Source organism: Novosphingobium sp. HR1a, assembly GCF_015594425.1.
In the GTDB taxonomy this organism is placed as follows: domain Bacteria; phylum Pseudomonadota; class Alphaproteobacteria; order Sphingomonadales; family Sphingomonadaceae; genus Novosphingobium; species Novosphingobium resinovorum_A.
Genome location: NZ_JABXWS010000044.1, coordinates 1 through 16,306, shown reverse-complemented (window position 1 = coordinate 16,306; position 16,306 = coordinate 1). Strand labels below are relative to the sequence as shown.

Annotated in this window: 14 protein-coding genes and 1 tRNA gene; 7 read left to right on the top strand and 8 right to left on the bottom strand. The window is 65.6% G+C overall.

The window, feature by feature from the left end:
• Positions 1-137 precede the first annotated feature (137 nt).
• A complete protein-coding gene (locus HWN72_RS10505) occupies positions 138-950 on the bottom strand; it encodes a SapC family protein (RefSeq protein WP_008829751.1) in 813 nt (270 codons plus the stop codon).
• Between the two features lie 124 nt (positions 951-1,074).
• Positions 1,075-2,502 carry an FAD-binding oxidoreductase gene (locus HWN72_RS10500; RefSeq protein ID WP_248005931.1) on the bottom strand — a complete coding sequence of 476 codons (1,428 nt, stop codon included), beginning with the start codon at positions 2,500-2,502 and terminating at the stop codon, positions 1,075-1,077.
• Between the two features lie 171 nt (positions 2,503-2,673).
• Between HWN72_RS10500 and HWN72_RS10495 the strand changes: the two genes are divergently transcribed.
• Both HWN72_RS10495 and HWN72_RS10490 read left to right on the top strand, forming a co-directional pair.
• A complete protein-coding gene (locus HWN72_RS10495) occupies positions 2,674-3,258 on the top strand; it encodes a hypothetical protein (RefSeq protein WP_248005930.1) in 585 nt (194 codons plus the stop codon).
• A 176-nt stretch (positions 3,259-3,434) separates the two neighbouring features.
• Complete coding sequence (locus HWN72_RS10490) at positions 3,435-4,820, top strand: DEAD/DEAH box helicase (protein WP_069708005.1); 1,386 nt, start codon at positions 3,435-3,437, stop codon at positions 4,818-4,820.
• Positions 4,821-5,035: 215 nt separating this feature from the next.
• Here the strand turns inward: HWN72_RS10490 and HWN72_RS10485 are convergent, their stop codons facing one another.
• Together HWN72_RS10485 and msrA are read right to left on the bottom strand one after the other, a co-directional pair.
• The gene (locus HWN72_RS10485; protein WP_375154520.1) at positions 5,036-6,109 is read right to left on the bottom strand and encodes a choice-of-anchor A family protein; all 1,074 of its coding nucleotides are present in this window, start codon (positions 6,107-6,109) and stop codon (positions 5,036-5,038) included.
• Positions 6,110-6,395: 286 nt separating this feature from the next.
• Positions 6,396-6,926, bottom strand: a complete 531-nt coding sequence (gene msrA / locus HWN72_RS10480; RefSeq protein ID WP_069709184.1) for a peptide-methionine (S)-S-oxide reductase MsrA — start codon at positions 6,924-6,926, stop codon at positions 6,396-6,398.
• Positions 6,927-7,047: 121 nt separating this feature from the next.
• On the opposite strand from msrA, the gene HWN72_RS10475 reads away from it, so the two are divergent.
• The 4 genes from HWN72_RS10475 (at position 7,048) to HWN72_RS10460 (ending at position 9,473) form a co-directional block, all read left to right on the top strand.
• Positions 7,048-7,908, top strand: a complete 861-nt coding sequence (locus HWN72_RS10475) for a class I SAM-dependent methyltransferase (RefSeq protein ID WP_211150253.1) — start codon at positions 7,048-7,050, stop codon at positions 7,906-7,908.
• Positions 7,909-7,956: 48 nt separating this feature from the next.
• Positions 7,957-8,838 (top strand): N-carbamoylputrescine amidase, encoded by an 882-nt coding sequence (gene aguB, locus HWN72_RS10470; RefSeq protein ID WP_211150252.1) that lies wholly within the window; start codon positions 7,957-7,959, stop codon positions 8,836-8,838.
• A gap of 33 nt (positions 8,839-8,871) precedes the next feature.
• Positions 8,872-9,369 (top strand): 2-amino-4-hydroxy-6-hydroxymethyldihydropteridine diphosphokinase, encoded by a 498-nt coding sequence (folK, locus tag HWN72_RS10465; protein ID WP_211150251.1) that lies wholly within the window; start codon positions 8,872-8,874, stop codon positions 9,367-9,369.
• Positions 9,370-9,397: 28 nt separating this feature from the next.
• Positions 9,398-9,473, top strand: a tRNA-Lys gene (locus HWN72_RS10460).
• A gap of 130 nt (positions 9,474-9,603) precedes the next feature.
• Here the strand turns inward: HWN72_RS10460 and HWN72_RS10455 are convergent.
• Positions 9,604-11,043, bottom strand: coding sequence for an SRPBCC family protein (locus HWN72_RS10455; RefSeq protein WP_008828428.1), 1,440 nt, complete (start codon positions 11,041-11,043; stop codon positions 9,604-9,606).
• Positions 11,044-11,313: 270 nt separating this feature from the next.
• On the bottom strand, positions 11,314-13,599 hold the full coding sequence (locus HWN72_RS10450) for an ATP-dependent helicase (protein WP_231958199.1): 2,286 nt from the start codon (positions 13,597-13,599) through the stop codon (positions 11,314-11,316).
• Positions 13,600-13,716: 117 nt separating this feature from the next.
• On the opposite strand from HWN72_RS10450, the gene HWN72_RS10445 reads away from it, so the two are divergent.
• Positions 13,717-14,355 carry a hypothetical protein gene (locus tag HWN72_RS10445; RefSeq protein ID WP_211150250.1) on the top strand — a complete coding sequence of 213 codons (639 nt, stop codon included), beginning with the start codon at positions 13,717-13,719 and terminating at the stop codon, positions 14,353-14,355.
• Positions 14,356-15,011: 656 nt separating this feature from the next.
• On the opposite strand, the gene rsmD is transcribed toward HWN72_RS10445, so the two are convergent.
• The gene (rsmD, locus tag HWN72_RS10440) at positions 15,012-15,569 is read right to left on the bottom strand and encodes a 16S rRNA (guanine(966)-N(2))-methyltransferase RsmD (RefSeq protein WP_008833304.1); all 558 of its coding nucleotides are present in this window, start codon (positions 15,567-15,569) and stop codon (positions 15,012-15,014) included.
• Positions 15,566-16,306: pseudouridine synthase (locus tag HWN72_RS10435; protein ID WP_211150249.1), on the bottom strand; the 741-nt coding region annotated here is incomplete at its 5' end. The genes rsmD and HWN72_RS10435, both read right to left, overlap by 4 nt.

Here is a 16,306-nt window from a genome sequence, read left to right as displayed (position 1 = left end):
TAGGCCGACCCGATCCGACATTCAAGCGATTCGTGAAGCAGGACGCATAAGAAATGTCCAGCGAACTATCCGTAACGCTAATCGAATGGAGCGGGACTGTGACAAAAGTGTCATAACGCCCGCTCCACGAAGGTGAATCAGGCGTTCACGTCATCCGCGACGCCGTCCGCGACCGGTGCGGCGGGCGGCGTGAAGTTCGGCACCTTGCCCTGCGATGCCTGGCGGCCGAAGATGTCGCGGACGAGTTCCAGCGAGAACAGGTGCGCGTAGATCAGGCCGAGTAGGCCGTTCTGGTTCCACTGGCGCAGGACGTCGCCGCGCACTTCGCGCAGCTTGTTCTCGTCGACCATCTGGAAGCCGCGGTAGTTGAAGGGCTGGGCCGCGCCCACGTCGATGTTCAGTTCGCCGTCCATGAGCAGCTTGTGCTTCTCGAGTTCGGCCATGAACTGCGCGGTCTTGTTGCCCGCGATCTCGAAGTTCTCGCAGAACTTGAGCATGTTGGTGGTGGTGTCGGTCGGCTGGCCTTCGTCGTCGAACAGGCGCTCGCCTTCCTCGATCTCGCCGACGAGGTCGCTCGACGGGTCGACGCAGAGCGACAGCTCATCCGAATCCGGGCGCAGCTTGGCCAGCATGAAGGGATAGCGGCGCACGTAGGCCGGGATGTAGACGGGGGTGTTCACCGTGCCGTCTTCATCGACAAACACGTTGGTGCCTTCGTTCATGCCCATCAGCACCAGCGGAATCGGGTTCTCGCCTGCGGTGAAGATGATCGGAAAGTTGCGCTGGGCCTGCGGGAATTCCTCGACCGTCAGCGGCACCGAGTTGATGCCGGCCAGCCAGGTGGCCTTGTCGGTCGAACGGGTCTTCCAGTTGGCGTGCTGCTGCGAGTTGAGCGGGATGAGGTCCTTGTAGAACAAGGGCAGTGCAGGATTCTGAGGCACGCTGGCCATGGGTACTCTCCGCGAGGGGTGGTCAGTCTTTGGAAGGGCGTGGCTTTAGAGGCTGCGGGGCGGCCGCGCAAGCGCGAGACCTCCCCATATCCGGCGATTCGGTGCAGGATGTTTCGTTGCCGCGTTAGACGAGCTTGCCGGGGTTGAGCAGCCCCCGGGGGTCGAGCGCCTGCTTGACCGCGCGCAGCATCGACAGCGCCACCGGATCGCCCAGCCGGGCCAGTTCGTCGCGCTTGAGCTGGCCGATGCCGTGCTCGGCCGAGATCGAGCCGCCCCATTGCGTCACGAGATCGTGGACCCTGCGGCTGATCGCTTTGCCCTCGGTCGCATTCCAGGCGCGGGCGTCGGCGGCTCCTGGGGCGATGACGTGGTAGTGCACGTTGCCGTCGCCGAGGTGGCCGAACGCGATCGCCTCGGTGCCGGGGAACTCGGCTTCCAGCATCGGCGCGGTCGTCTCCACGAAGGCGGGCATCGCCTCCACCGGCACCGAGATGTCGTGCTGGACCGCCGGGCCGCGTGCGCGCTCGGCGGGGGGGACGGTCTCGCGGATGAGCCAGAACGCCTCGGCCTGCGATTCGCTGGCGGATAGGGCGGCGTCTTCGACAAGATCCTTCTCGAAGGCTTCGGCCATCATCGCCTCGCAGCGGTCGCGCAGGGTGTCGGCCTGCGCCCGGTCGGCGACGACTTCGATCAGCACGTGCCACGCATGGCGCCCTTCCAGCGGGGGGCGGGCGGTGGGGAGGTGTTCGACGACGGCGTCGATGCTGGCCTGCGGCATGACCTCGAAGCCTTCGAGCGCCTCGCCCTCCATCGCGTCGCAGTGAAGCAGCAGCGTGCGGGCAGCGGGCAGGGAGGAGACCCCCGCCCAGATCACCACCCGCTCGGCAACGGCGGGCAACAGGCGCAGGGTCGCGGCGGTGACGATGCCTAGCGTGCCTTCCGATCCGATCAGCAATTGCTTGAGGTCGAAGCCCCGGTTGTCCTTCTTGAGGGGGGTGAGTTGGGAGAAGACCTGTCCGTCGGCGAGCACCGCCTCCAGCCCCAGCACCAGGGCGCGCATCGATCCGTGGCGCAGCACCTGCGAGCCGCCCGCGTTGGTGGAGATCAGCCCGCCCACCGTCGCCGAGCCCTTGCCGCCCAGCGTCAGCGGAAAGCGCAGATCCTGCGCCTCGGCGCTTTCGTGGAGCGTCTGGAGAATCACGCCCGCCTCGCATGTCGCGCGGCCCGATTCGGTATCGATCTCGCGAATCGCGTTCATGCGGCGCAGCGAGAGCAGCAGTGCGGTCCCACTCTCGTCGGGCGTGGCGCCGCCGGACATGCCGGAATTGCCGCCCTGGGGCACGATCGGCACGCCGTGTTCGGCGCAGAGGCGTACCAGAGCGGACACCTCCTCGACATTGGCGGGAGAGGCGAGGGCGCAGGCCCGGCCGGTAAAGCGTCCGCGCCAGTCGGTAAGCCAGGGCGCCACGAGTTCAGGATCGGTCGTCAGGCCGCGCGGGCCGAGCAGGGCGGCGGCTTCCTTCAGAAAGCCGGCGGGTGCGGTGTCGTTCATCCTGGCGATATGGCACATGCTGCATGGGGTTTCATCACCGACGCGCGATAATTGCGAAGGCGGTTCGGGCGCTCGGTGGCGGACAAGTTAAGCGTCGGTTCAAGCTCTTGCCGTAAGGCGGACATGTCGGCATCGCTATGCGGCGTCGATTCCGGGGATACGAAAGACGACATGAGTTTTGCCTCCGCACTGCTGTATCCGTTCCTCCTGCTGCTCCCGGCGGCAGGGGGCGGCGACGGCGTGCCGCGCGCGGAAGATGCGGGCGTGGAGCCTGCCGAGGTTTCGCTCTGGCCCCCGATCGAAGCCGGTGTGCTGGCCGCCGATGCGCCGTTCGCGATCAGCCTGCTGCCCGAGGTCGCGCCGCAGGATGCCTGGCAGGTCCGCATCGAGCAGCGCATGACGATCCGAATCTCGCCGCCGCGCGCGTCGGTGCCGATGCCAGACATGTTCTTCGGCATGCCGACCGATGGCGGGGTGGAGTTCGCCGAGCGCAAGATGGGCAATTGCCTGCCCGCTTCCGGCATCGTCAGCGTGCGCCCCGATCGCGGCAACCGGCTGCTGCTGTTCATGCGCGACCGCCGGGTGGTCAGCGCCGAACTCGCCCGGTCCTGCCGTGCGCGCGATTTCTACTCCGGCTTCCTGATTGAGCGTAACGAGGACGGGCGGGTCTGCGTGGATCGCGACACGCTGCTGTCGCGCAGCGGAATGAGCTGCACCTTGACCCGCATAAGGCAACTGGTGGAGCAGGATCGCTAACGGGCATTCGGTCCGTATCGGGAGAACTGGCGCTCCCTAGCGGATTTCCTTGACTTTCCCGCCTTTTTCCGCAAATGGCCCGCTGTCGCGCGGCATGTGTCGCGGGCGGCGCATTGGCCCGCCCCGGCTTCGTTCCGCAGCTTTACTTGAAATTTTTCCGGAAAAACCAAACGCCTATGAGCTTTGCCGATCTCGGCCTGTCTGACGAATTGCTGCAAGCGGTGGAGGCTGCGGGCTATACCGAGCCGACTCCGATCCAGGCACAGACGATCCCCCCGGTCCTGATGATGAAGGATCTGATCGGCATCGCCCAGACCGGCACCGGCAAGACCGCTGCCTTCGTGCTGCCGATGATCGACATCCTCGGCCATGGTCGCCGCCGCGCACTGATGCCGCGCTCGCTGATCCTCGAACCCACGCGCGAACTCGCCGCGCAGGTGGCCGAGAACTTCGAGAAGTACGGCAAGAACCACGACCTGAAGATGGCGCTGCTGATCGGCGGCGTGCAGATGGGCGACCAGCTCAAGGCGCTGTCCGCCGGTGTCGATGTGCTCATCGCCACGCCGGGCCGCCTGATGGACTTGTTTGAGCGTGGCAAGATCATGCTCACCGGCTGCGAACTGCTCGTCATCGACGAAGCCGACCGCATGCTCGACATGGGCTTCATCCCGGACATCGAGACCATCTGTTCGAAGCTGCCGGCCAACCGCCAGACGCTGCTGTTCTCGGCGACGATGCCGCCGGTCATCAAGAAGCTGGCCGACCGCTTCCTGACGAACCCCAAGTACGTCGAAGTGGCACGTCCCGCCTCGACCAACCTCAACATCGTCCAGCACAAGGTCATGGTGCCCGCGCGCAAGAAGCGCGAGGCCCTGCGCCAGATCCTGCGGTCGGACAACGTCACGTCCGCGATCGTCTTCGCCAACCGCAAGACCACCGTGCGCGAACTGGCCAAGAGCCTGAAGCAGCACGGCTTCTCCGCCGGCGAGATTCACGGCGATATGGACCAGCCCGCGCGTAACGCGGAGCTGGAGCGTTTCAAGGCGGGTGAGGTCAGCATCCTGTGCGCGTCCGACGTCGCCGCGCGCGGTCTCGACGTGAAGGGCGTGAGCCACGTCTTCAACTTCGACACGCCCTGGCACCCTGACGACTATGTCCACCGCATCGGCCGCACCGGCCGTGGCGGTGCAACGGGCCGGGCCTTCACCTTCGTCGCGCCCGAGGATGCCGAGGCGATCGGCAATGTCGAGAAGCTGACGGGCGGCCCGATCCCGCTCTACCAGCTGGACGGTGAAGTCGAGAGCGAGGCCGTCGAGGCGAAGCCCGCCCGCGCCGCAAGGCCCGCTCGCGAGGCGAAGCCTGCGCGCGAAGCCAAGCCCGTGCGCGAGGAGAAGCCGAAGCGGGAAGCTCGTCCGGAGCCCCGTGCCGAGCGCGCTCCGCGCCGCGAGCCGAAGGCGGAAGAACCGCGCCGCAGCCGTCGCCGCGACCCCGTCGAGACGCACGACGATGGCAGCTGGAACGGTCCGGTGCCGAACTTCCTGGGCGTTTCCGCGCTGAACTGAGGCGCGGCTTCCGGGCAAAGAAAAAGGCAGGGGAAACCCTGCCTTTTTCTTTTGGATGTTGGTCCTGCTTGTTTGATCGCCGTCATTCCCGCGAAGGCGGGAACCCATCTCCTGACGGTGCCTGTTCATTCGGCATAAGATGGGTCCCCGCCTTCGCGGGGATGACCCCCTGTTTTATCCAGACAAGATCAAAACTGTAGCGCCCCGTCGTGGCCTCAGGCAGCGCTGGCGCGGCGGCGGCGCCAGTACATGAGTCCGCCCACCGCTGCGGTGAGCATGCCCAGCATGCCCGGCTCGGGCACTTCGGTGCCGCCCGAGGACGAGGAAGACGACGATCCCTCGGTCGGCGTGCCGGGATCGGTCGGGGTCGGCGTGTAGTTGCCGGTGTAGGTGCCGACGTGCATCTCGCCGTTCTGCACGAGGCTGCCGAACACAGCTGAGCCCTGGATGTAGTTTCCGGTCGTCGCGGCCGCCCCGGGTGCCAGCACCGAGCCGCCCCATGCCGTGGTCAGCGACAGGTCCTTGGCTTCGTAGAAATTCCAGACCACGTGTTCGCCGAGGTTCTGGGTGCCGCCCAGGAAGTTGTCGTTGAGCGTGATCGACCCGCCCGAGACGTTGACGATGGCGGTGTCCGCGCCGTTGAGGTTGAACTGGATCTCGCCGATCTTGTCGAGGTCGGCGGCCGAGATGTTGAACACCGCGACGCCGTTCGCACCGGGCTGCGCGTCGAAGGTGCCGCGATTGCCGCTGATCGACAACTGGCTGTTCGCCGTCTGGGTGCTCATGTCGTGGCTGAGGCCGGTCATCGAGGTCTCGATGAGGCTCGCCTGCTGCGTCAGGTTCTGGCTGAACGACGGGTCGCCCGAGGCGAGGCCCGAGGTCACGGTGTTGTTATTGACGTTGGTGTTGCTGATCGAACCGCCGACCAGCACCGTCTGCGCCGCGCCGTTGAGGTTGAGGCCGCTGTTGACGTTGCCGCCGACCACCGCTCCCGAACCGTTGTTGAGGTTCTTCGCGCCGCCGTTGACGTCGCCCACGACCGTGAGGCCGGGGGTGCCGGTGCTCGACGCCGGAATGGCCTGGATCTGGTAGTTCGACGAATTGCCGTTGAGGTCGCCGCCGACGAACGTGCGCCCCTCGACTTCCGAGGACGAGGTGAGATCGCCCAGCACCACGAGGTTCCAGGTCTTCAGGACGTCTATCCCTGCGATCATGCCGGAATCGGCGAGGAGCGGGGTGGCTGAAAGGGCGGCAGCCATGGCGGCCAGCGAAAGCGAAACGGTACGGATGGAAGCCACGGCGTGTGTCCCGAAATGGCGTGAGTGACGACCGGGACCAGTATATTTACTTGGGGTTTTGGAAAGCACGGGTTTTGCACTGTCCCTCGGTGGAACAGGGAAGGCCGATTACTCGCGAATTTACCAAATTTGAAGAATTAGCGTCTGGTTGTTTATTTGTGAGGTCCACCCCCAAGCCAGAGGCCCACCCCCAACCCCTCCCGCAAGCGGGAGGGGAGCAGGCCGGCGCTTCATTCTCCCCTCCCGCTTGCGGGAGGGGCCGGGGGTGGGCCTCAGTTCAAGCCTTCACCTTGTTCTGGAAGCTCTTGCGCAGCTTCATCAGTTTGGGCGGGATCACTGCGAGGCAGTACGGATTGCGCTGGCCTTCGCCGTCCCAGTACTCCTGGTGGTAATCCTCGGCCGGATACCAGGGGGCTGGGCCTTCGATCGTGGTGACCGCCTTCTCGCCCGAATGCTCCGCGTCCCAGCGGGCGATCGCGGCAGGAGCCTCTGCGGCCTGCGCATCGTCCAGCGGGAAGATCGCCGAGCGGTACTGCGTGCCGATGTCGTTGCCCTGGCGGTTCAGCTGCGTCGGATCGTGCGTGCCGAGGAACACGTCGAGCATTTCGGCATAGGAGATCACCGCAGGGTCGTACGTGACCTTGATCGCCTCCGCATGCCCGGTCTCGCCCGAGCAGACTGCCTTGTAGGTGGGGTTCTCCACCGCGCCGCCGATATAGCCGCTTTCCACGGTGCTTACGCCCACAACGTCGCGGAATACCGCTTCGGTGCACCAGAAGCACCCGCCAGCTACGATTGCCGTTTCCATCTTCGTCACATGTCCTCAAGTCGAAAGGATTAGCAGGTAGATAGGTACGCGGTGTCCGCTTGTCATTGGCCTGTTGTCGGCTAGTCTCGGCGCCGCTTCAAATCCACGTGGAGAGAACCCGATGCGCCGCGCCCTGCTGACCCTGTCCTCGCTTCTCGGCCTCGTCGCCGCTCCGCTCTCCGTCCAGGCTGCCGAGAAGAAAGCCCCGGTCGAAGCCTGCAAGGGCTGCGAAGCGTTGCTCGAACTCGCCGCTGCCAGCCCGCTGCGCAAGGACGACCGTGCCCGCGACGCCGCGCGCCATCCGGTCGAGACGCTGTCGTTCTTCCGCGTCGACCCGCAGATGAAGGTCGGCGAATATGCGCCGGGCGGGGAGTGGTACTCGCGCTTCCTCGGCCTGTACCTCGGCCAGCAGGGGCATCTGGTGGGCCTCTACTTCGACCCCACCAGCGGGGCCTTCAAGGCGGACAGGCAGGACGGCATTCGCAAGGCCGCCGCCCAGTACCCTGCCGATGTCGCCAAGTTCACCGGCATGTCGGCGGACAAGTTCGCCGCCTATACCCTCGACGCGGTGCCGGAGGCCGAGAAGGGCACCTTCGACGTCATCGTCATCCCGCGCATGATGCACAACCTGTTCAACTGGAACATCGCCGACAGCGAGATCAAGGCGATGCGCGGGTTGCTCAAGCCCGGCGGCCTCGTCGGCATCGAACAGCACCGCGCCAAGGCCGACGCGCCTTATGCCTATGCCGACGGCTCGAAGGGCTATCTGCGCGAGGCGGACGTGATCCGCTTCATGGAAGTCAACGGCTTCGACCTCGTCGGCAAGTCGGAGATCAGCGCCAACCCCAAGGATACCGCGAACTGGCCCGACGGCGTCTGGACGCTGCCGCCGACTTATGCGCTCAAGGACCAGGACAAGGCGAAGTACCAGGCCATCGGCGAGAGCGACCGCATGACCCTGCTGTTTCGCAAGCGTGACTGATACGGCCAACTCTGGACTTCATGCGGTCCAGTCCATAACTGAGGCCGCATGACCCGCCAGATCCCCTCCCGTCAGCTGACTGTCGCCGCCCTGCAACTCGCCCTCGGTTCCGCCGACGAGGCCGAGAACATCGCCGCCGTCTCCGCATTGGTGGAGGAAGCGGCCGGGAAGGGCGCGCAGGTCGTGCTGCCGCCTGAACTGTTCTCCGGCCCCTATTTCTGCAAGACCGAGGACGAGGCGCTGTTCGCGCTCGCCCGCCCGACGCTGGAGCATCCCTCGGTCATCGCCATGAAGGCGCTGGCGGCGAAGCTGAAGGTCGCGATCCCGACCAGCTTCTTCGAGCGTGACGGGCATCACTATTACAACACCCTCGCCATGATCGACGCCGATGGCGAGATCATGGGCACGTACCGCAAGAGCCACATCCCTGACGGTCCGGGCTACGAGGAAAAGTACTACTTCCGCCCTGGCAACGACGGTTTCAAGGTCTGGGACCTGTTCGGCGCCCGCATCGGCATCGGCGTGTGCTGGGATCAGTGGTATCCCGAATGCGCGCGCGTCATGGCGTTGATGGGCGCGGAACTGCTGTTCTACCCCACCGCGATCGGCTCGGAGCCCTACGACGCCACGCTCGACACCAGCCGCATGTGGCGCCGGGCGATGGTGGGGCATTCGGTGTCCAACTGCATGCCGGTGATCGCCGCCAACCGCATCGGCGCGGAAACCGAGTGCGGCAGCGCGCAGACGTTCTACGGCCATTCGTTCATCACCGACGAATGGGGCGACTTTATCGCCGAATTCGGGCGCGAGGAAACCGGCGTCCTCGTTTCAACGCTGGACCTCGACCGCGCGGCGACGCATCGTGCGGGCATGGGCTTCTTCCGCGATCGGCGGCCGCAGCTTTATACGCGCGTTGCCCAGGATATCTGAGCGCCGCACATCTGATCGAAGAGGGGGGCGTCAATGGGCAAGCATCGCTATCTTGTGGCGCTGGGGTCCAACATGCGCCACCACCGCCACGGGTGCCCGCGCAAGGTGCTGGACGCCGCGCTGAAGGCGCTCGACCACGGCAAGCTGGAACTGCTCGCGGCCTCTCCGGTGATCGAGAGCGCGCCGCTCGGCCCCTCGCGCCGCCGCTATGCCAATGCCGTGGCGCTGGTGCGCTCCAAGCGCGAGCCGGACGAACTTCTCCACAAGCTGCAGAAGATCGAGCACAAGTTCGGCCGCCGCCGCATGGGCAAGCCCTGGGGCGCGCGGGTGCTCGACCTCGACATCGTGCTGTGGAACGGCGGTGCGTACGGCGCCGACGACCTCGTGATTCCCCATCCGGCCTTTCGCGAGCGGCGCTTCGTGCTCGACCCGGCGGCGAAGATCGCAGGTCGCTGGCGCGATCCCTTGACGGGCTTCAGCATCGGACAGTTGCGTGCCCGCTTGACCAAGCCGCGCATGGCCCCTAGGTGACCCCGACCGTCACGGTACGCTTCAGTGGGGGCCCGTAGCTCAGTAGGTAGAGCAGCTGACTTTTAATCAGCGGGTCACAGGTTCGAATCCTGTCGGGCTCACCATCTTTCGCGCATCGTGACATGAAAAAGGCCCCGCAGGTTCCGCCTGCGGGGCCTTTTTGCGTTCCCGCACCCGTCATCCCCGCCTTCGCGGGGATGACCAGGGGTATCTCAAGCAAGCGGTGCTCTGGTATCAGAACCCCAGGTCCTCGATCTTCCCGTCGAAGTTGCCGCCCAGCTTGTTGTTCGCCGCCGCCAGCTTCTCGCCCGGCACGCCGGCGAGGTAGCCGTCGATGATGCGCTGGTAATTGCTGATCAGCCCCTCGACCTGGCTGGAGAGGCGCATGAACTCGAAGCCCGAGGCGTGCAGGCCCTTCTGCTGGAGCGGGATGTTGGAGTAGTCCTGCCGGGGGATCGGCGGGAAGTCCTGGCTGTCGAATGGAAGCACGATGGGTTCCATGACCGGCTCGGGCTCCTGTCCTTCGGGGAAGAAGGTCAGCGACCACAGTTCGAAGAAACAGCTTTCCGGCCCCAGCGGACGAATGCGGTAGGCCGACATCGAACTGAAGTAAGGCAGCAGGAAATAGTTCGGGAACAGGAACTCGACGGCGTTGATCGGGTCGGACTGCGACACCGCGATGAGGTCGGGAATCGGTTCGCCGCGTTCCTTCAACTGGGCCGAGACCTGGTGCATGACCATGCCCAGCCACATCATCATGGCCTGGCTCTTGTCCTCGGGCAGCCCCTGCGTCGCGTGCTGGAGCGATCTGGCGATCTCCACTTCCTTCTCGTGGAGCATGCCGGCCATGCCTTCGCTGAGCAGTTCCATGTTCTTGATCTGCGCGGCGATGTTTTCCTCGAGGGTCAGCGCGGGGTCGGCCAGCATAGGCGCGCGGCTGGGATTGTCGGCCATCGCGTACATCGAATTGTACATGGTCGGCACCGCGTGTTGCAGCTGCGGGTGCGTCTGCATGACGTGGTAGCCTTCCATGAAGGCTTCCATCGCGATCTTCCAGTTTGCCGGGAGCACCGTGCCGTAGCACCACTCCGCGCGCAGCTTGTGGAGGTTGTGTGCTTCCAGTCGCTCCGCCAACGGGCCGATGCTCTCGCGCACGGAGGGCGCGTCGTCATCGTGGTTGATCCATACGCAGCCGCCGAAGACTTCGGCGCGGCAGGGGATGAGGTTGATGTCGTCCTCGTCCAGCTGGCGCTCGGAGAACAGGTGCTTGCCGTAGACCATGGTGTTCTCGCCATCCATGTTCCAGCGCCAGCCGTGGAAGGGACAGACGAAGCCCGATTTCGCGCAGTTGCCATGCGCCGTCGCGTGCGAGGAGCCCAGTGGTGAACCGCCCGCGAAGGGTACGCCGCGGTGGCGGCAGGCGTTGTTGAAGGCCTTCACGCCGGTCCTGGTGCGCACGATGATGACCGATCTGCCGACGTTCTCGTACTCGATCCAGTCGCCGACCTCGGGAATCTGCTCCTCGCGGCAGGCCATCTGCCAGACGTTGGGCCACAAGTGGTCCAGCTCGGCCTGGTAGAATTCGGGGTCGTAGTAGCGCTTGACCGGGATGCGTTCGGGATCGTCGATCGGGAACGGCACCGGCCGCAGGCCGCCGTCTGCTGATTTGAGCACTTCCCAATACCTCTCGCTGTTACTCTCGTTCGTATTGAACCAATGTATAGCGTGAGGAGCGGGAGGCAATCACCACCCGCGCGACGGTAATCGCGGGCGCGGTAATTGGAGGCGATCGAGGGGGCGAGGGGGTTTCGACAAGCTCAGCCTGAGCGGTATCGAGATCAGGTCTTTAAATTCCGCTCAGGCTGAGCTTGTCGAAGCCCCCTCCGATAGCTCGCACCTAAAGACAGCCAGCGGTCCCGGATCAAGTCCGGGACGACGAATCCGTCACGCCGGCTTCACGAAGCTGTCGAGCACGCGCTTGTTGCCCGCCTGCTCGAACTCGATCTCCAGCTTGTTGCCTTCCTGCGCCATCACCGCGCCGTAGCCGAACTTCTCATGGAAGACGCGCGCGCCCACGGCGATGTCGGAGCGCGGCTTGGCGGCGAAGCTGGCGGCGGAGCGGGTGCTTTCGACCACGCGCTTGGGGCTGGCGTCGTATTCCTTGGCGGCAGCGCGCTGCCAGCCGGGGCCGCGCGTGACGATCCGCGAGGGTTGCATCCGCGCCACGTCGGCGAAGGGATCGGCGTGCTCCGACCACTGCGCCCGCCACAGCGAGGCGCCGCCCGACAGCGTCGTCTCGGAATCGACGTGCTCCTCGGGCAGTTCGGCGATGAAGCGCGAGGGGATCGAACTGGTCCACTGGCCATAGATGCGCCGGTTTGCCGCATGCAGGATCGTGCACTTCTTCTTCGCCCGCGTGATCGCGACGTAGGCGAGCCGGCGCTCCTCCTCCAGACTGGCGAGGCCGCCTTCGTCGAGCGAGCGCTGCGAGGGGAACACGCCTTCCTCCCAGCCGGGCAGGAACACGTTGTCGAATTCCAGCCCCTTGGCGCCGTGCATGGTCATGATCGTGACCTTCTCCTCCTCGGCCGCGTTCTCGTTGTCCATGACGAGGCTGACGTGTTCGAGGAAGTCGCCGAGGCTGTCGTATTCCTCCATCGCGCGCGCCAGTTCGACGAGGTTCTCAAGCCGCCCGTTGGCCTCGGCGGTCTTCTCCGCCTGCAGCGCGTCGGTGTAGCCGCATTCGTCGAGCACGGTGCGCAAGAGGTCGGCGGGGCCTTCGGTGGCGGACAAGTCGCGCCAGCGCGCGAAGTCGCGCATCAGCGCGAGGAAGGTGTTGCGCGCGCGGGCGGGAAGTTCGTCGGTGTCGGCGATCTCGATCGCGGCGTTCGACAGCGGGATGCCGCGATTTCGCGCCAGCCGGTGCAGCGCCTCCAGTGCCTTGGCGCCGAGGCCGCGCTTGGGGGCGTTGTAGATGCGCTCGAACGCAAGGTCGTCGGCGGGCTGGGCGATGACGCGCAGGTACGCCAGCGCATCGCGAATCTCGGCGCGCTCGTAGAAGCGGAAACCGCCGACGATGCGGTACTTCATGCCGATGGAGATGAAGCGGTCCTCGAATTCGCGCGTCTGGTACTGCGCCCGCACGAGGATGGCGATCTGGTCGAGCGGGGCGCCCTGACGCTCCAGCCGCTCGATCTCGTCACCGACGCGGCGGGCTTCCTCCGGCCCGTCCCAGACGCCGACGACCTGCACCTTGTCGCCCGCGTGGCGCTCGGTCCACAGGGTTTTGCCTAGGCGCTGGGTGTTCTCGTCGATCAGGCCCGATGCGGCGGCGAGAATCTGCGGCGTGGAGCGGTAGTTCTGCTCCAGCTTGATGACCTTGGCGCCGGGGAAGTCCTTCTCGAAGCGCAGGATGTTGGCCACTTCGGCGCCGCGCCAGGAATAGATCGACTGGTCGTCGTCGCCGACCACGCAGATGTTCTGGCGGCCCTGCGCGATCAGGCGTAGCCACAAGTACTGGACCTGGTTGGTGTCCTGATATTCGTCCACCATGACGTACTTGAAGCGGTTTTGGTACTGCTCGAGCACATCGCGGTGGGTGCGCAGGATGTTGAGCATGTGCAGCAGCAGGTCGCCGAAATCGCAGGCGTTCACTGCCTTCAGCCGGTCCTGATAGAGCTTGTAGAACTTCTGGCCCTTGCCGTTGGCGTAGCTTTCGTTCTCTCCGGCGTCGAGGTCCTGCGGGTTCAGGCCGCGGTTCTTCCAGCGATCGATGCAGCCTGCCAGCTGGCGCGCGGGCCAGCGCTTTTCGTCCAGCCCTTCGGCCTGGATCAGCTGCTTGAGCAGGCGCAGCTGGTCGTCGGTGTCGATGATCGTGAAGTTGCTCTGCAGGCCCACCAGCTCGGCATGGCGGCGCAGCATCTTGGCGGCGACGGCGTGGAAGGTGCCGAGCCAGGGCATGCCCTCCACCGCCGGGCCGATCAGGTGGCCGACCCGCTCGCGCATCTCCCGCGCGGCCTTGTTGGTGAAGGTGACGCACAGGATCTCGCTCGGCCAGGCAAGGCGACTGTGCACGAGATGGGCGAGGCGGCGGGTCAGCGCCGCCGTCTTGCCGGTGCCCGCGCCCGCCAGCATCAGCACCGGGCCTTCGGTGGTCAGCACGGCCTCGCGCTGGGGATCGTTGAGGCCGTCGATCAGCGGATCAGAGGAGGGAGCTTGCAGGTTGTTCACCGTGAACAACTAGGGAACGGCATGGCCCGGTGCAAGCCCGGTTCGTCGCAGCGGAGGAACAATTGCCGGTGCGCTTCGTCGTTCGATCACAACGAAGACATAAACGGAGAGTGAGAAATGCGTAAAGTTCTGCTCGCCGGCTCTGCTGCCCTCAGCCTGTTGGTGGTCCCCGCCGCCATCCATGCCCAGAGCGACCCTGCCGCCCCCGCCACTTCCGAAATGCCCGCCGCGCCGCCATCCGCTCCGGCTCCGGCCATGGCGCCTCCCGCCGCCTCCAGCGCCGCGCCGACGCTCACGCCCGAGCAACAGGCCACGTACGACAGCTGGACCCCGGCGCAGAAGTCCGACTACGAAAGCTGGCCGAACGACTACAAGGTTTATTACTGGACGCTGAGCATGGATCAGCAAAAGGGCTATTGGGCGCTGACGGCCGACCAGCGCGGCCAGATCTACAAGATGACACCCGAACAGCGGCAGATGGCCTGGAATTCGGTGCTGCAGCAGCTCAAGGGCGAGACGCCTGCGACGCCTCCGGGGCAGGCCAACCCTCCGGGACCGGGCGTGCCGACCGAAGGCGTCCCCGATCCTCAAGCCGCGAACCAGGCCGCGCGCCCGGCGATGCCGGCGGATGAGACCTATCAGGGCGGCCCGTACAAGGGCGCACTGACCCCGCCGCCTGCGACCGCGATGGACAAGACCTATCCGGTCTGCAGCAAGACGGTGACCGATGCCTGCCGCAATCGCGGCGGGAAGTAGGACGCGTAAATTCCTTCCCGAGACAAGCTCGGGGAGGAATTTGCAAACAAAGCCCGTCATCCCACAAAACCCGTCATCCCAGCGAAGGCTGGGACCGCTGGCCTGTTACGGCCAATTATCGTCAGGACGCCCTGCTGAGGGTTGGGCTTTACACGACCAGCGGTCCCAGCCTTCGCTGGGATGACGGGGTTGTGCGTGCAGTTAGCGCACGCGGAAACGCCCGCTGGCGAGTGCGGGCATTACGCCGGGGAATTCAACGCAACCGAAGTGAACATCGGGTCGGCGTCGGGAGCGTCCAAGCAGGGACGCGGGGTTTTGTTTTCCGTGAAGCTCTGGCGAGCGGCCGGGTAACTCACGGTGCAGCCCGGCTCGACCTGTATTCCATCGGAAAGTCCCATGTGGCCGTCGTTAGGGTTCGCATCGTTATCGGCCGAAGGCTATCCGGGATGGCCGTCCCATGCCCTGCCGTGTGTCGCAGGAACGTATGGATGGCGTTTCCGGTAGCGCAGAGACAGTCCGGGTCTTCGATGGACGCGTGGTTTGCGTGATCACGGCTGAAACCGCATCCCGGCCCACGACGCCGAACCGATACACCGAAAGCAGCTTGTACATCACCGCTCGGATGTTGGGGCATATATCCTATTTGGTTATAAATGTCAAGATGTACGGCGCAGGAGGTGCAGCCTGGCCTTGCCGACATCACGCGTGGCGTCGGCTTCGAAGCCCTTGATCGCCACGCTTTCACCCTTACCGGTTTCGAGGCTCACCCAGGTGCCTTCGCCGATCCAGCCGAGCCGCGCCAGCTTGTCCACCGCCACCTGACCCGCGCCGGTATCGTAAGGCGGGTCGAGCAGCACGAGGTCGAGCGGCTCCTTTGCGGTCCCCAGCGACATCACCGAGGAGGCGCGCACGTCGCTGCGCGGCTGCGCCTGCAGGTTGGCGATGTTCTTGCGAATCGCCCGGATCGCGCCTGCATCCTGATCGACGAACAGGCAGTGCGCCGCCCCGCGCGACAGGGCTTCCAGCCCCAGCGCGCCCGAGCCCGCGAACAGGTCCGCCACCTTCAGCCCCTCGAAATCGCCGAGGCGGCTGACCAGCATCGAGAACAGCGTTTCGCGCGTGCGGTCGGCGGTGGGGCGCGTGGTGTCGCCCTCGGGCGCGGCCAGCTTGCGGCCGCGCCATTCGCCCGCGATAATCCGCAGGTTTCCGCTCATGCCTGCGTTCTCGTGGGATTCTGGCTCGGCAGGCTCTTGCGGAAGTTCTCGAGGTCGCGCTGCGAGACTTCACCGGCCATGCCCTTGGGCATGTCGCCGAGGCGGAACGGGCCGTAGGCGGTGCGCAGCAGGCGGCTGACCTGCAGGCCGAGCGCTTCGAGCACGCGGCGCACTTCGCGGTTCTTGCCTTCGGTCAGCGTCATCTCGATCCACTGGTTGCGCCCGGTGCGGCGCTCCATGTTGGCGTCGATCTTGCCGTAGATCACGCCGTCGACCTCGATGCCTTCCATCAGTTGTTCGAGCTGTTCTTGCGTGATGTCGCCAAAAGTACGCGCGCGGTAGGTGCGCGGCACGCCGGTGGCGGGCAGTTCGAGCTGGCGCTTGAACTCGCCGTCGTTGGTCAGCAGCAGCAGGCCCTCGGTGTTGAGATCGAGGCGGCCGATTGGCATCACGCGGCCGGTGCCTTCGGGCAGGGCGTTGCGCAGCGCGGTGTAGATCGTCGGGCGACCGGCGGGATCGCGCTCGGCGGTGATGAGGCCCGACGGCTTGTGGAACAGGAACAGGCGCGTGCCTTCGGCTTCCGCGATCGGATTGCCGTCCACCGCGACGCCGCGCAAGGAGGTGAGCACCGTCGAGGGCGTTTCGATCACCACGTCGTCCAGCGTGACGCGGCCTTCGATGATCAGGCGCTCGACCTCGCGGCGGCTGGCGACGCCGGCGCGGGCGAGCAGTTTGGC